At 57.2% G+C, this 14,668-nt stretch carries 12 protein-coding genes; 5 read left to right on the top strand and 7 right to left on the bottom strand.

The window, feature by feature from the left end; translation table 11 throughout:
- The first annotated feature begins 36 nt into the window (after window positions 1-36).
- From KOE80_RS08645 to rsmA, 3 genes are read left to right on the top strand one after another with little or no spacing between them, the layout of a single operon-like run.
- Window positions 37-2,424 (top strand): LPS-assembly protein LptD, encoded by a 2,388-nt coding sequence (locus KOE80_RS08645; RefSeq protein ID WP_309544372.1) that lies wholly within the window; start codon window positions 37-39, stop codon window positions 2,422-2,424.
- On the top strand, window positions 2,417-3,868 hold the full coding sequence (locus KOE80_RS08640) for a peptidylprolyl isomerase (protein ID WP_319002403.1): 1,452 nt from the start codon (window positions 2,417-2,419) through the stop codon (window positions 3,866-3,868). The genes KOE80_RS08645 and KOE80_RS08640 overlap by 8 nt, the downstream gene beginning before the upstream one ends.
- An 8-nt stretch (window positions 3,869-3,876) precedes the next feature.
- A complete protein-coding gene (gene rsmA / locus KOE80_RS08635) occupies window positions 3,877-4,668 on the top strand; it encodes a 16S rRNA (adenine(1518)-N(6)/adenine(1519)-N(6))-dimethyltransferase RsmA (RefSeq protein WP_137431391.1) in 792 nt (263 codons plus the stop codon).
- A gap of 162 nt (window positions 4,669-4,830) precedes the next feature.
- Here rsmA and KOE80_RS08630 read toward each other — a convergent pair whose 3' ends face one another.
- The 7 genes from KOE80_RS08630 to glyQ form a co-directional block, all read right to left on the bottom strand.
- A complete protein-coding gene (locus tag KOE80_RS08630; RefSeq protein ID WP_226348911.1) occupies window positions 4,831-6,060 on the bottom strand; it encodes a nucleoside recognition domain-containing protein in 1,230 nt (409 codons plus the stop codon).
- Window positions 6,061-6,252: 192 nt separating this feature from the next.
- A complete protein-coding gene (gene gloA, locus KOE80_RS08625; protein ID WP_035271035.1) occupies window positions 6,253-6,648 on the bottom strand; it encodes a lactoylglutathione lyase in 396 nt (131 codons plus the stop codon).
- A 29-nt stretch (window positions 6,649-6,677) separates the two neighbouring features.
- Window positions 6,678-7,559: a M48 family metallopeptidase gene (locus KOE80_RS08620; protein WP_226348910.1), complete on the bottom strand. Its 882-nt coding sequence runs from the start codon at window positions 7,557-7,559 to the stop codon at window positions 6,678-6,680.
- Window positions 7,525-8,274, bottom strand: a complete 750-nt coding sequence (locus KOE80_RS08615) for a lysophospholipid acyltransferase family protein (RefSeq protein WP_226348909.1) — start codon at window positions 8,272-8,274, stop codon at window positions 7,525-7,527. Before KOE80_RS08615 ends, KOE80_RS08620 begins: the two co-directional genes overlap by 35 nt.
- A gap of 1 nt (window position 8,275) precedes the next feature.
- Entirely contained in the window at window positions 8,276-8,815 is a 540-nt protein-coding gene (gene gmhB / locus KOE80_RS08610) for a D-glycero-beta-D-manno-heptose 1,7-bisphosphate 7-phosphatase (protein ID WP_226348908.1), read from the bottom strand.
- Window positions 8,815-10,947 (bottom strand): glycine--tRNA ligase subunit beta, encoded by a 2,133-nt coding sequence (gene glyS, locus KOE80_RS08605; protein ID WP_226348907.1) that lies wholly within the window; start codon window positions 10,945-10,947, stop codon window positions 8,815-8,817. Before glyS ends, gmhB begins: the two co-directional genes overlap by 1 nt.
- Window positions 10,947-11,852: a glycine--tRNA ligase subunit alpha gene (gene glyQ / locus KOE80_RS08600; protein ID WP_026485201.1), complete on the bottom strand. Its 906-nt coding sequence runs from the start codon at window positions 11,850-11,852 to the stop codon at window positions 10,947-10,949. The genes glyS and glyQ overlap by 1 nt, the downstream gene beginning before the upstream one ends.
- A 242-nt stretch (window positions 11,853-12,094) precedes the next feature.
- Between glyQ and KOE80_RS08595 the strand changes: the two genes are divergently transcribed.
- Together KOE80_RS08595 and KOE80_RS08590 are read left to right on the top strand one after the other, a co-directional pair.
- Window positions 12,095-12,862: a crotonase/enoyl-CoA hydratase family protein gene (locus KOE80_RS08595; protein WP_060185623.1), complete on the top strand. Its 768-nt coding sequence runs from the start codon at window positions 12,095-12,097 to the stop codon at window positions 12,860-12,862.
- 39 nt (window positions 12,863-12,901) lie between these two features.
- Window positions 12,902-14,422 (top strand): fumarate hydratase, encoded by a 1,521-nt coding sequence (locus KOE80_RS08590; RefSeq protein ID WP_226348906.1) that lies wholly within the window; start codon window positions 12,902-12,904, stop codon window positions 14,420-14,422.
- The last annotated feature ends 246 nt before the right edge of the window (window positions 14,423-14,668 follow it).

Here is a 14,668-nt window from a genome sequence, read left to right as displayed (position 1 = left end):
GTTTTTCGTCTCTGGTGGAACAAATGCAGGACATAAATGCAGGACACAACTGGAGGCGCAGTCTTAGTGCGAGTTGCGGCGTGGTATATCGTGTTGATGATGACAGGCATGGGGGTCGCCCAGGCTCAGTCGTCCGTGCGTCCGTCTTTAAAGACGTCCCCCGGTTTGCAAGTGCGCAAGCTCCAGGAAGAGGATATGGCCGTCTATCTGATAGGCGACCAGATGAAAACACTGGAAGATGGCACCTTGCGTCTGGAAGGCGGTGCCCAGGTCCGGCGCATTGATTCTGTCGTCAAAGGCGACCGGATCGACTATCAGGAAAAAACCGGCCAGGTGGAAGTACGTGGCAACGGCTTGATCATGCGTGATGGGGCCCTGGTGCGCAGCCCGGAGTTTGATTACAACCTGGACGCGGATACAGGGCGCATGTCGTCCCCGGAGTTCTGGCTGGGGGCCACCGGCGGTAGCGGTACCGCGACGCAGGCTGATATTCTCAGTTCCAACCATATGCGGCTATCCGATGTGAATTACTCGGGTTGTCCATGTCCTGAACCTGCCTGGTATATCCAGTCGCCCAAGGTTGATCTGTATTCCAAGGAAAACGAAGGGGTGGCGCGTAATGGCGTCTTGTACTTCAAGGGTATGCCCCTGTTGTATTCCCCTTACCTGACCTTTCCGCTCCGTAAAGAGCGCAAGTCCGGTTTCCTTTTGCCTACTTACGGCATGACGACGCGGGGTGGTGTAGACCTGAGCGTGCCGTATTACCTGAATCTGGCCCCTAATTACGACGCCACCCTGACGCCCCGCTTCATGGCTAAACGCGGCGCCATGTTGGGGGGGGAATTCCGTTATCTGGGTGACAGCTTCTCCGGAGAGTTGACCGGTAACTATCTGCCTGATGACAAGGAGCTGGGTTATAAACGCTGGCTGTTCATGGGGCAGTATCGTCAGAGCCTGCCTGCCAGTTTCTATTTGAATGCGGATATCCGCCGTGTCTCGGATGATGATTATTTCCGTGACTTCAGCAGCTTTGGATTGAACGATTCCACCATTCAGGATCTGGCCAGTACGGTGACTCTGGGTTGGGGCGGTTCCAAGTATTTCCGCTCTCACGTCAGTGCGACGCGCTATCAGACTTTGCAGGACTCCTCGTCCTGGTATCGTCAGCCGCAGTACGACAAATTGCCAGAATGGTATTTGGGCGCATCCCGTTATAACTGGGGTGGCTTTGATGTGGTCAGCGATAACTACGCGACGCGTTTCCGCATGCCCTTTTATAGTGGCAACCTGAGCGAATTCGATAATATGCGCAGTACCCGTCTGGCTCCAGATGGTACTCGTTTCTCGTCCTACACAACGGTGGCTTACCCCATCGTTCGCCCAGGTTGGTACATCACGCCCAAAGCTGGCTTGCATATGAGCCAATACCAGACAGACTGGTATGTGGGTGATCCTAATATGGCGCGTTTCGCGGACCGGGCCCGTACGCAAAGTCGTGTTTTGCCTATCCTGTCCCTGGATACCGGCATGACCTTCGAGCGTGACACCACCTTGTTTGGCAACGACTCCATTCAAACCCTGGAGCCGCGTGTTTACTATCTGTACGTGCCTTATCGCGACCAGTCCTCGCTGCCCTTGTACGACACCAGTCTGGCCAGTTTCAACTTTGCCCAGGCTTTCAGCGAAAATATCTTCTCCGGTGGTTGGGACCGTATCTCCAATGCGAACCAGGTCACCGTCGGCCTGACGTCCCGCTGGCTGGATGCGGACACGGGCTTCGAGCGTCTGGTTCTGCAGGCCGCTCAGCGCTTGTATTTTGATAAGCAAACCGTAACACTGGGCGATGAAAAAGCGCGTACCAGCACTCGTTCCGATTATCTGGTCGGTGCCAGTGCGGCTTTGACCAATACGTTCTCGGTCAACTTCGATGCGCAATTCAACCCGGACGAAAAACGCCGCAACCGTCTGGCCTCCGGTATTCGTTGGCGTCCTAAACGCCTGGCAACACTGGGTTTGAACTATCGTTATGAACGTGACCCCCGTCAGGTTGTTGATCCAAACTTTACGCCCGTTGACGAAGATCATCGTGGTAAGGAATACGTCTCCATGACGGGCCAATGGCCGTTGAGCAACAAGGTGTACGCTGTGGGACGTTACGATTATTCCATCCAGGAAAGCCGTGGCACGCAAACGGTGCTGGGGCTGGAGTATAAAGGCGACTGTTGTTGGGCGGCTCGTGTGGTGATGCAACGCTATGCGGTTTCGGCCAGGGAAACCAATAAGGCCCTGTTCTTCCAGCTGGAGCTATCCGGTTTGGGCGGAATTGGCAACGACCCTATCAAAATGCTGCGTGACCGTGTGATTGGCTATGAACCCGTCACCAATCCCGTACAGGAAAAAATGATTCATGAGAGGTATGAATAATATGCGTTTCAGCTTGAAAAACCGTACCCTGTCATTGGCTTTGATGGCCGTCATGGGGCTGGGCACGGCTCAAATGGCTCAGGCGCAGTCCAAGCCCGCTGCAGCCAAGGCGGCACCCGCTGCTTCCTCCCAGTTTGTGGATGGCATTGCTGCCGTGGTCAATGACGAGGTGATTACCCTGCGTCAGGTTGATCTGGAAGCCGCACAGGTGCTGGAACAGTTAAAGCAGCAGAAAATTCCTGCTCCTGATCATGACATCTTGCGCAAACAGGTTTTGCAACGGCTGATCAATGAGCGCCTGGAGCAGCAGGAAGCTCGCGCCATGGGGATTTCAGTCGGTCCACAGCAAGTGGATGAAGGTGTGCGCATGATTGCTTCGCGCAACAATATGACCGAAGCCCAGTTGCGAGCCGAGATTGAAAAGAATGGCATTAGCTGGGAGCAGTACCGTGCCAATCTGAAGCAGGAAATCCTGCTGGATCAGTTGCGCATGCGTGCGGTCGACAGCAGCATCAATATTACGGACGCCGACATTGATATTTACCTGCGCTCTCAAGGTGGCGCAGGTTTGGGCAATTTGGGGCAATCGGCGGCACAGGCGCAAAATGCACCTGTCAGTCTGGCGCAGATCCTGGTGCGAGTGCCTGAAGGCGCGAACTCCAGCGAAGAAGCGCGTTTGCGGACCAAAGCAGAGGGCCTGCTGGCCCAGGTTCGTTCCGGCGCAGACTTTGCCGGTTTGGCTGCCTCCAACTCGGATGGTCAAGAGGCCCTGAGCGGTGGTGCGTTGGGAACTCGTTCCTTGTCCGACTGGCCTGACTTATTTGCACAAGCTGTCCATAACCTGGCCCCCGGCCAGGTTTCCGACCTGATTCGCAGTGGTCAAGGTTTCCATATTCTGAAGGTGCTGGAGCGAGGCGGTGCTGCGCCTGGCAATACTTCGCCTGTGCCCAGTGCGGCATCGGCGCAGTCCGGTCCCATGATGGTGACGCAGACTCATGCTCGCCATATTCTGGTCAAGCTGTCCAAGGTTATGACTTCCGAACAGGCTCGTCAGCGTATTGAGCAACTGCAAGTGCGTTTGCGCAATGGCGAGTCCTTCGAGGATCTGGCCAAGCGGTACTCGGAAGACAGCAGCGCACCACAAGGTGGTGATTTGGGTTGGCTCTCGCCTGGCGAGACTGTGCCTCCGTTCGAGCAAGCCATGGACAAGCTGCAACCCGGCAACGATACCGCCGTGGTGGAGTCCCAGTTTGGCTGGCACCTGATCCAGGTGATCGAGCGCCGTACCCGCAATATGGAAGGTGAGTACAAGCGCATGCAGGCCCGTCAGGCTCTGTTCCAGCAGCGTGCCGAGCCTGCCTTTGAAGATTGGCTGAACAGCCTGCGTGGCCGCGCTTACATTGATAACCGTTTGGACCCCGAGTCCAGCACCCGCCGTCGCTAAGGATAAGTATGGCCCAGCATCAGGCGCGTAAGCGCTTTGGACAGAACTTTCTGGAAGATGAGGCCATCATCGACCAGATCATCCGTGCGATTGGCCCTCGGCCTGTCGATAATATGGTGGAAATTGGTCCGGGCCTCTCGGCCCTGACCCGACCGCTGACGCAGGCGCTGGAGCGTTTGCGTGTGGTCGAGATTGACCGTGATCTGGCAGCCCGTCTGCGTAATCACTATTCGCCCAGCAAACTGGAAATTATTGAGGCCGATGCCTTGAGCGTGGACTTCGGTGCTTTAGGCCCGAATCTGCGTATTGTGGGTAATCTGCCGTACAACATCTCCAGCCCCTTGCTCTTTCATTTGCTGGACTATGCCGATGCCGTGGTGGATCAGCACTTCATGCTGCAACGCGAAGTGATTGATCGCATGGTCGCCAAACCCGGCTCTTCAGACTACAGCCGCCTGTCGGTGATGTTGCAGTCGCGCTATCGCATGGTGAAGTTGTTTGAAGTGCCGCCCGAGGCATTCAACCCACCACCGCGTGTTGTGTCGGCAGTCGTGCGTATGGTGCCTTTGGCGGCAGATCGTCCCCAGGCGCGTGATGCGCGTGTGTTCAGCCAGGTTGTGGCGCGGGCCTTCTCGCAAAAACGCAAGATGTTGCGCGGTGGCCTGGGTGACTGGACGGCTCATATCGACTGGGAGGCGCTGGAAATTGCACCTACCAGCCGTCCGGCTGATTTGTCCCTGGAGCAGTACATTGCCTTGGCCGATCACCTGATGGATAAGGGCGTTATCCAAGCCGTCTGATAGACAAAACTCCATAATGAACGACACCCCAAAACAGGATATAGATTCCGTTTTGGGGTGTTTTTTTATGAGGGACACCGTTGAGGCTATACAGAATGATCGGCCATTCCTGGCTGAGTCTGCAGTGGCAGAGTTTCCTGCCCTCATGCAGAGCCCTGACTTCTAGCCAAAGAACCAATAACAAACCGCAATCGAGGCCAGCACGCCTGCCAGATCAGCAATCAAGGCGCAGGAAACCGCGTGGCGGGCACGTTGGATGCCGACCGCACCAAAGTAGACCGCCAGCACATAGAAAGTTGTCTCTGTGCTGCCCTGCACGGTCGCACCCAGCAGGGCCGGGAAGCTGTCCACGCCGTGATGCTGCATGGTTTCAATCAACAGGGCACGAGCGGCACCGGCTGAAAAGGGTTTGACTAGAGCGGTAGGCAAGGCATCAATAAAACGCGTATCCAGTCCGGTCAGGTTCACCAGCCAGCGGATTACGTCCAGCACGATATCCAGAGCACCAGAGCTGCGTAGCACGCCCACAGCGCACAGCATGGCAACCAGATAGGGCAACAGATCCCTGGCAACACTAAAGCCTTCTTTCGCGCCTTCTACAAAGGCTTCATACAGAGGAATCTTGCGCCGCCAGCCCATCAGCAGGAAAAGCCAGATGATGGACAGCAAGGTCAGGTTGCCCATCAGAGAGGACAGCGACTGGATGGCTGCTGCACTGAGCGTAGCCAGCAAGGCCATGAAAGAGCCCAGGATCAGCGCAAAAACGCCAAACCACAGCATCAGAACGGGATCAAATAAACGCAGGCGCTGAACCAGGGCAACGCTGAGCAAGCCCGCCAGGGAAGAGGCGGTGGTGGCCAGCAAAATAGGCAGGAACACCATCGTAGGATCGGGCGCACCTTGCTGAGCCCGGTACATGAAGATGCTGATGGGTATCAGCGTCAGGGACGAGGCATTCAGCACCAGAAACAGGATCTGGGCGTTGGTGGCCGTGTCCGGATGCGGGTTCAGCGTTTGCAGCGATTTCATGGCCCGCAAGCCGATGGGCGTGGCGGCATTGTCCAGACCCAAGCCATTGGCCGCGAGGTTCAGCGTGATCAGCCCCAGAGCAGGGTGACCGGCAGGCACACCCGGCATCAAGCGGCTAAATAGTGGGCCCAGCCAGCGAGCCAGGATATCGATCAGCCCGGCCTTCTCGGCAATTTTCAAGAAACCCAACCACAGGGTGAGCGTGCCAAAAAGCAGCAGCATCAGTTGCACGGACAGGGCGGCCATATCGAACAGGCTGCGCACCATCTGCGCAAAAATTTCGCTATTTCCCCCGACCAGCCACTGGTAAAACCCGCTGACGGCGGCAATCAGGAAGAAAAACAGCCAAAGAGTATTGAGCATAGTGTTGGCAGTAAACAGGGCAGGGAAAAGCCAAGCTAGATTGTCGCAGAATCCAGGCGGGTTTTAGCGGCTACGGTATGTAAGGGTAGCGGCACAAATAGTCGCAAAATATGATTCGGACACCTTTGTGCCAAGTTGAATAATTAGGGGTGCATAAAAAAAACCGGCCAATTAAGGCCGGTTCTGTTTGCTTTAATCCACGCGCCCTTTGGCCTGGATCAGTTCAATCTTGTAGCCGTCCGGGTCTTCCACAAAGGCGATCACGGTGGTGCCGTGCTTCATCGGTCCTGCTTCGCGTACGACTTTGCCGCCACGAGCCTTGATGTCCTCACAGGCTTTGTAGGCATCAGGCACTTCCAGTGCAATGTGGCCATAGCCGTCGCCCAGATCGTAGGAGGGGGTGTCCCAGTTGTGGGTCAGCTCCAATACGGCGGCTTCGGACTCGTCCTGATAGCCAACAAAAGCCAGGGTGAAGCGGCCGTCCGGGTAGTCGGACTGGCGCAGCAATTTCATGCCCAGCACTTCGGTGTAAAAGGCCAGAGAACGGTCCAGATTGCCGACACGCAGCATGGTGTGCAGGATACGCATAAGGTAGAGCTCCTAGAGTTCAACCTGCCTTAAAGCAGGGGCAGGGTGCCTGGATCATATTGTCGTAACTGATTGCGCGCATTGACAAAATCAGGGTAGAGCGTTTCGACCAAGGCCCAGAAACGTGGGCCGTGATTCATCTCTTGCAGATGCGCGACCTCGTGAGCGACGACGTAATCAATGATGGATGGGTGAAAGTGTATCAGGCGCCAGTTCAGCATAATCGTGCCGTCACTGTTGCAGGAACCCCAGCGTTTGGCGGGGGCCGCCAGCCGCAATTTGCTGGCACTCAAGCCCGACAGGTTCAAATAATGTTGCAGCCGCTGCTCAAACCACTGTTTGGCTTGTTTTTGCAGCCAGGCCTGAGTCAGTTCCTGAACACGTTGTGGTTCGGCCTCGACGGGCAGGGGGAGTGACAGGCGTTGACCTCCTTGAACCTGACCGGCTCGTCCGTCGAAATGTACCTGCTGAATCTGCGGGTTCAGGCTAAGGCGGATGGGCACCCCCATAAAGGGCAGGGTGTCGCCATCGACCCATTGCAGGCTTTGCAAGGCCAGTTGTTCACGACGCTGCTGGTATTCGCGCAGCTTGCGCAGTATCCAGGCGCTTTTGCTGTGCAGCACTTGTTCTGCCTGACTGATCTTGACCCAGGAGGGCAGGGCAACGGTCAGGCCACTGTCGTTAATGGTCAACCCCAGAGTCCGGCGGCGGGAGCGTTTGAGCTGATAGCCAATGGTGTGGCCATCCAGCTCCACCTGCTGCCATTGCACACCTTCCGGCAAGCTTTCGGGCCGGACAGTCAGGGCACTTTTGGGGGGCAGAGCAGAACCGGCGGGCGGCTTTTCTTGCCGCTTCGCCGGGTGGGGAAAGGCCGTGTCAGGAAACAGAGCCAGTTGTGGGGGGACCGTCATAGCGTTCCGGATTCAAGACGCGCATTTCGGTTTCAATCCATGTCTGTACGCGTTGGTTTACTTCTTCAGGGGTCAGCCCGGCAGGATCAATGGGAGGACCAAAGGAGATAGTAACCAAGCCCGGCGTCTTGATAAAGGCATTGCGACGCCAGCATTCGCCCGCATTATGCGCTACGGGAATAATGGGCGTGCCAGTACGGCTGGCCAGCAAGGCGCCACCCATCTTGTAGCGGCCGGTAGAGCCTGGGGCGGTACGGGTGCCTTCGGGAAACAACAAGGGCCAGCGGCCTTCGTCAATGCGCTGCTGCCCGATCTTGATCACCTGTTCAAAGGCATCCCGGCCTTTGGCACGATCAATAGGAATCATGCGCAGCAAAGCCAGCCCCCAACCAAAGAAAGGGACTTTGTGCAGTTCACGCTTGTACACAAAGCACACCTGACGCGGCATGTAAGAAGGAAAGAACAGCGTTTCCCAGGCCGACTGGTGCTTGGACAGGATGATGGCCTTGCCATCGGGCAGGTTTTCCCAGCCCTTGGTCTGCCAGCGTATGCCCAGGATCGTGCGCGCACCCCAGACAGCCAGACGTGGCCAGCCAGTGGTAAAGCGATAGCGCATATCCAGGGGCAGCGGCGCAATAATCAGGCAGGCAAAGGCGTAGGGGATAACGGTAATCAACAAAAAGAGTTGATAGAGTGAAGCGCGGATAATGCCCATATCAGTTTCCGTGGAGCCATTTGTCGACAACAGCGGCCAGATCGGCCTCGACGCGCGTGCCTTCGGGCAAGCCGCCTTTCTCTAGGGTACGCATGCCTTTGCCGGTTTGAACCAGCCAGGGGGCACAACCGGCTTCACTGGCCGCTTGCAGATCGCGCAAGGAGTCGCCTACCGAGGGTACGGTTTGCAGGTTCACTTCATAGCGATGCGCAATGTCGCGAAACATGCCAGGGGCCGGTTTGCGACAGGTGCAACCATCATCCGGGCCGTGCGGACAAATAAAGATGGCGTCGATAAAGCCACCCAGCAAGGCCAGTTCACGGCGCATCTTGGCATGGATGGCATTGAGCGTGGTCATGGAAAACAAACCACGCGCCAGACCGGACTGGTTGGTGGCAATGACCACCTTCCAGCCGTTTTCGGTCAGGCGAGCCAAGGCCTCCAGACTGCCTGGGATGGCCTCCCACTCTTGTGGGCTTTTGATAAAGGCATCGCTGTCATGGTTGATGACACCGTCCCGATCAATGATGGCAAGTTTCACTAGTTAGCCAGCCTGGAAAGATCCGCAACCTGGTTCATCAGTGCATGCAGCTTGGCCAGCAAGGCCAGGCGATTGGCACGGATGGCAGGGTCTTCGGCCATGACCATGACGTCCTGGAAGAAGTTGTCCACGGCACCACGGGCCTGGGCCAGCGTGGCCAGGGAAGCATCAAATTCACCGGCTTCAAACTGGGCCTGGGCAACGGGCTGCAATTCCTGAATCTTGGTAGCCAGCTCACGCTCGGCGGGCTCGACCAGCAGTTGGTCGTCCAGTGTTGCCAGTTCGCCTTCGGCTTTCTTGAGCAGATTGCTGACGCGCTTGTTGGCGGCAGCCAGGCTCTCGGCTTCAGGGCGTTGGGCAAAAGAGGCGCAAGCCTGAATGCGGGCGTGAACCTGTTCCAGCGGTGGACGCAGGGCCAGCACGGCATCGACCACGCTGCGCTCGTAATCGTTGCTGAGCTGATTGCGGTAGCGCTCGTAGATGAAGGTCTGAACCGCATCGACCGTGTCATCGGCCAGAACCCCGTCCTTGAAGAAGGAAGCGGTGGTGTTCAGCAGCGTATCCAGATTCAGGCTGTTGGCCTTCAATTGGGAACCGGCTTGCAGCTGTTCGTAGGCGCTGATCAGGCCCAATGCGGCACGGCGCAGGGCGTAAGGGTCGCGTTCACCTGTAGGAGCCAGACCAATGCCCCAGATACCGACCAGCACCTCGGCGCGCTCGGCCAGGAACAGAATGGCTTGGGTCAGGCTGGCTTCTGTGACAGGCTGGTCCAGACGGTGACGGTATTGCTCGCGAATAGCCAGCACGATGTCCTCGGGCTCGCCATCGCCTTGGGCGTAGTAAGCGCCCATCACGCCTTGCAGCTCGGGGAACTCGCCCACCATATTGGAGTTCAAGTCCGCCTTGGCCAGCAAAGCGGCACGACGGGCGTGCTCTTCATTCGCGCCCAGTTGCTTGGCAATGTAGCCAGCCACGGACTGCAGGCGCTCGATGCGGTCCAGCTGCGAACCCAGCTTGTTGTGGTACACGCTGCCGGCCAGCGTAGGAACACGCTCGGCCAGAGTTTGCTTGCGATCGGTTTCAAAGAAGAACTGAGCGTCCGCCAGACGGGGGCGCACCACACGCTCGTTACCTTCGATGATGTTGCTGGGATCGTCCACCTTCATATTGCTGACGATCAGGAAGCGATTGGTCAGCTTTTGTGTGGCGGGGTCAAACAGCGGGAAATACTTTTGATTCAGACGCATGGTCAGAATCAGACATTCGGAAGGCACTTGCAGGAATTGCTCGTCAAACTGGCCCACGTACACGGTAGGGTATTCGACCAGAGCGGTGACTTCGTTCAGCAGGGCTTCCACTTCGGGATCGTTGCCCAAGGTGGAGTTCAGGTGTTGGGCTTCAGCTTCCAGGTCGGTGCGAATCTGCTCGCGACGAACTTCGAAGGAAGGAACCACCCAGCCTTGCTCCTGAACTTGTGCGGCCCAGCTGTCGGCATCACGGATGTCGAAGGGGACATCGCACATGAAGCGGTGACCGTGTGTCTGGCGACCGGCTTGCAGGCCCAGGGCGCTGACGGGAACGATGTCCGACCCCCACAGGGCGACCAGGCCGTGAGCAGGGCGTACAAAGCGCACGCTGCTGACACCATCGGCCAACTGATAGCGCATCACTTTAGGGATGGGCAGGTGCGTAATGGACCATTCCAGAGCTTCTTGCAGCCCGTCTTTCAGGGCGGCGCCAGTGGCAATGCCGCTGGCGTACAGGTAATCCTGCTTGCCATCGGATTCGCGCAGCAGGTCGCTGGCCTTCAGATGCTCCAGGCCTTTGGCAGCCAGGCGCTTGGCTAGTGCCGGAGCGATCTCACCATTGGCATCCAGGCCAATATGGGCGGGCATCAGCTTTTCGGTATAAGGCTGGTCTTCGGCTTGCTGGTACGCAGCGCTGAACCAGGCCGCCAGACGGCGAGGCGTAGCATAGGCGCGCACTTCACAGTTCGGGGCCAGCAGGGCTTGCTCGCCCAATACTTTTTGCAGACCTTCGCTAAAGGCTTGCCCCAGCTGTTGCAGCGCTTTGGGGGGCAGTTCTTCGGTGAACAGTTCAATCAGCAAAGGCTGTGTCGTGGAGGCATTCATTACTTGGCCTCCGAGGATTTGTTGCTCAGCATGGGGAAACCTAGGCGTTCGCGGGAGTCGTAGTAAGCCTGTGCGACAGCGCGGGACAGATTGCGGATACGGCCAATATAGGCAGCGCGCTCGGTCACACTGATGGCGCCGCGGGCATCCAGCATATTGAAGGTGTGGGCAGCTTTCAGCGTTTGCTCGTAAGCGGGCAGGGCCAGCGGCACGTCAATGATGCGTTTGGCTTCGGCTTCGTAGTCGTTGAAATGCGCAAACAGTACATCGGTGCTGGCGTGCTCGAAGTTGTAGGTGGATTGCTCCACTTCGTTCTGGTGGAACACGTCGCGGTAATAAATACGCTGGCCGTTGTGACCTTCGGTCCAGACCAGATCGTAGACGCTTTCCACGCCTTGCAAGTACATGGCCAGACGTTCCAGACCATAGGTGATTTCGCCCGTGGTAGGGGTACAGTCCAGACCGCCTACTTGCTGGAAGTAGGTGAACTGGGTGACTTCCATACCATTGAGCCAGACTTCCCAGCCCAGACCCCAGGCGCCCAGTGTCGGGTTTTCCCAGTCGTCTTCAACAAAACGGATGTCGTGCGCTTTGGGGTTGATGCCCAAGGCTTCCAGCGAGCCGATATACAAGTCCAGAATGTTTTCAGGTGCGGGCTTGAGCACGACCTGAAACTGGTAGTAGTGTTGCAGGCGGTTGGGGTTGTCCCCGTAACGCCCGTCTTTGGGGCGGCGCGAAGGCTGCACATAGGCAGCGCGCCACGGTTCAGGGCCGATGGCCCGCAAAAAGGTTGCCGTATGAGAGGTTCCGGCACCGACTTCCATATCGTAGGGCTGAAGCAGAGCGCATCCGTGCTTGTCCCAGTATTGCTGGAGCGTAAGTATGATTTGCTGAAAGGTGAGCATGAGCAATGGCCAGTAAAGCGAGAATCTGCAAAATTTTTCTATTTTAGCGTGAACTGCGCCCTTGCAGCAGAAAAGCGCCCGTAATGGGCTATTTTGGCCGTCCGGGCCATGGGCAAGGCCGCTGTGTACCGGGCGGGCAAGTTGTTTTTAGACGTATCATATGCGTTTGTCCAAATACTGCTTATTTGCTGACCTGATCTTGAAACAGAATCTCGGGCGGCAGTCTAAAGGAGGCTAGGTCCATGAGTGAACTTGTCACGCTTGAACGTATCGGCAAGGTGTTGTTGATTACTTTGAACCGTCCCGAGGCACGCAATGCCATCAACCTGGAAACCGCGCAGGCGCTGGCCCAGGCTCTGGATGAGTTCGATGCCGACCCCAGCATTGCCGTAGGCGTGCTGACAGGGGCCAACAATACCTTCTGCGCCGGTATGGATTTGAAAGCCTTTGCCAAGACTGGCCAGCGCCCCTATGTAGGCGACCGCGGTTTCGCTGGTATTTGCGAGCGCCCGCCTGCCAAGCCATTGATTGCCGCCGTGGAAGGCTACTGCCTGGCCGGTGGTTTTGAAATTGCCCTGTCCTGCGACCTGATTGTTGCGGCCGACAGCGCCAACTTTGGCCTGCCTGAAGTGAAACGCGGCATTGTCCCCGGATCGGGCGGCATGGTGCGCTTGCCTAGCCGTATTCCTTACCACATGGCCATGGAAATGGTGCTGACCGGTGGTATGTACCCTGCAGCCCGCATGGCCGAACTGGGTCTGGTCAGCCGTCTGGCCGAACCCGGCAAAACTACCGAGCAGGCGCTGGCACTGGCCGAGCAGATCGCCGCCAACGGTCCTTTGGCCGTGCAAACCGCCAAGAGCATTATTTCCCAGTCGCGCGACTGGCGTCAGTCGGATCTGTTCGATCTGCAGCGCCCCCGTATCGCCGGCATTTTTACCTCTGCAGACGCCAAGGAAGGCGCGACGGCTTTTGCCGAGAAGCGCGAACCTGTCTGGCAGGGCAAATAGTTTCCCCTTGTTCATCCCGTTTTTTATATAGACGCCACCATGACCACGATCAAAGAAGACGATCTGATTCAGTCCATCGCTGATGCGGTGCAGTTCATCAGTTACTACCATCCCACCGACTATCTGGAACATCTGGCCCGCGCTTATGAGCGCGAACAGAACCCGGCGGCCAAAGATGCCATCGCTCAGATCCTGACCAACTCGCGCATGTGTGCCGAGGGCCATCGCCCCATCTGTCAGGACACCGGGGTGGTGAACGTATTCCTGAAAGTGGGTATGGGTGTGCGCTTTGATTCCAAGCGCTCCTTGCAGGAGCTCTGTGACGAGGGGGTGCGTCGCGGTTATCTGAATCCGGATAATCCACTGCGCGCCTCGATCCTGAATGATCCCTTGTTCACCCGTAAAAACACGCGCGATAACACACCCTGTATTGTGAATGTGGAACTGGTCGCTGGGGATCAGGTTCACATTCAAGTGGCCGCCAAGGGCGGTGGTTCGGAAAACAAGAGCAAGTTCGTGATGCTCAACCCCAGCGATTCTCTGGTGGATTGGGTGCTCAAAACCGTTCCTACGATGGGCGCTGGCTGGTGTCCTCCGGGCATGCTGGGTATTGGCGTGGGCGGTACGGCTGAAAAAGCCATGCTGATGGCCAAGGAAGCCCTGATGGAAGATATCGATATGTACGAGCTGCTGCAACGCGGCCCGCAAAGCAAGCTGGAAGAGCTGCGTATCGAACTATATGAGAAGGTCAATGCTCTGGGTATTGGCGCTCAAGGGCTGGGCGGTTTGACGACCGTGCTGGACGTGAAGATCAATACCTTCCCGACTCATGCCGCTTCCAAGCCTGTGGCCATGATTCCCAACTGTGCGGCAACCCGTCACGTACATTTCTCGCTGGACGGCAACGGCCCCGCCGAGCTGGCACCTCCGCCGCTGTCGGCCTGGCCTGACATTCACTGGGCGCCGGACTACAACAAGTCCCGCCAGGTGAACCTGGACGAGCTGACTCCTGAAGAAGTGGCTTCCTGGACGCCAGGTCAGACCTTGCTGCTGTCGGGCAAGATGTTGACTGGCCGTGACGCCGCTCACAAGCGTATTCAGGACATGCTGGAAAAAGGCGAGTCCCTGCCTGTGGACTTCACCAACCGCGTGATTTACTACGTGGGCCCGGTTGATCCTGTGCGCGACGAGGCCGTTGGTCCAGCAGGCCCGACCACCGCCACTCGCATGGACAAGTTCACCGAGATGATGCTGGCCAAAACTGGCCTGATCTCCATGATCGGCAAGGCCGAGCGTGGCCCAACCGCGATTGAAGCGATTCGTGCTCACAAATCGGCTTACCTGATGGCTGTGGGCGGTTCCGCGTACCTGGTTTCCAAGGCCATTCGCAATGCGAAAGTGGTGGCTTTCGAGGACCTGGGTATGGAAGCCATTTACGAGTTCGAAGTTCAGGACATGCCCGTGACCGTGGCTGTGGACTCGCAAGGCGTGTCCGTGCACAACACTGGCCCTGCCGAGTGGCGCAAGCGTATCGCAGAGATCTCTTTGGTCGCTGTGTAAGACGTCAAACGGGAAGCTTGGGCTTCCCGGCGCTATAGATAGAAAACCCGCCTGAGTGTTTCTGGTCTGCTTGTAATAGCAGCGTCAGCACAACATTCAATGCGGGTTTTTTTATGTCTGTCGTTTGTATGAGCTTTGCTTGGCTGCCTGAATGTTCTGGTTTTAGGAGAGGATCATTACCGCCACAGATGCCAGGACCGTATATTTCTGGCGGCTCAAGAGGTCGCGTAAACAAGAATTCGATCT

Origin of the sequence: Alcaligenes sp. 13f (assembly GCF_020496585.1) — a bacterium.
Lineage (GTDB): Bacteria > Pseudomonadota > Gammaproteobacteria > Burkholderiales > Burkholderiaceae_B > Alcaligenes > Alcaligenes phenolicus.
This window is presented reverse-complemented; position numbering and strand designations above follow the sequence as displayed.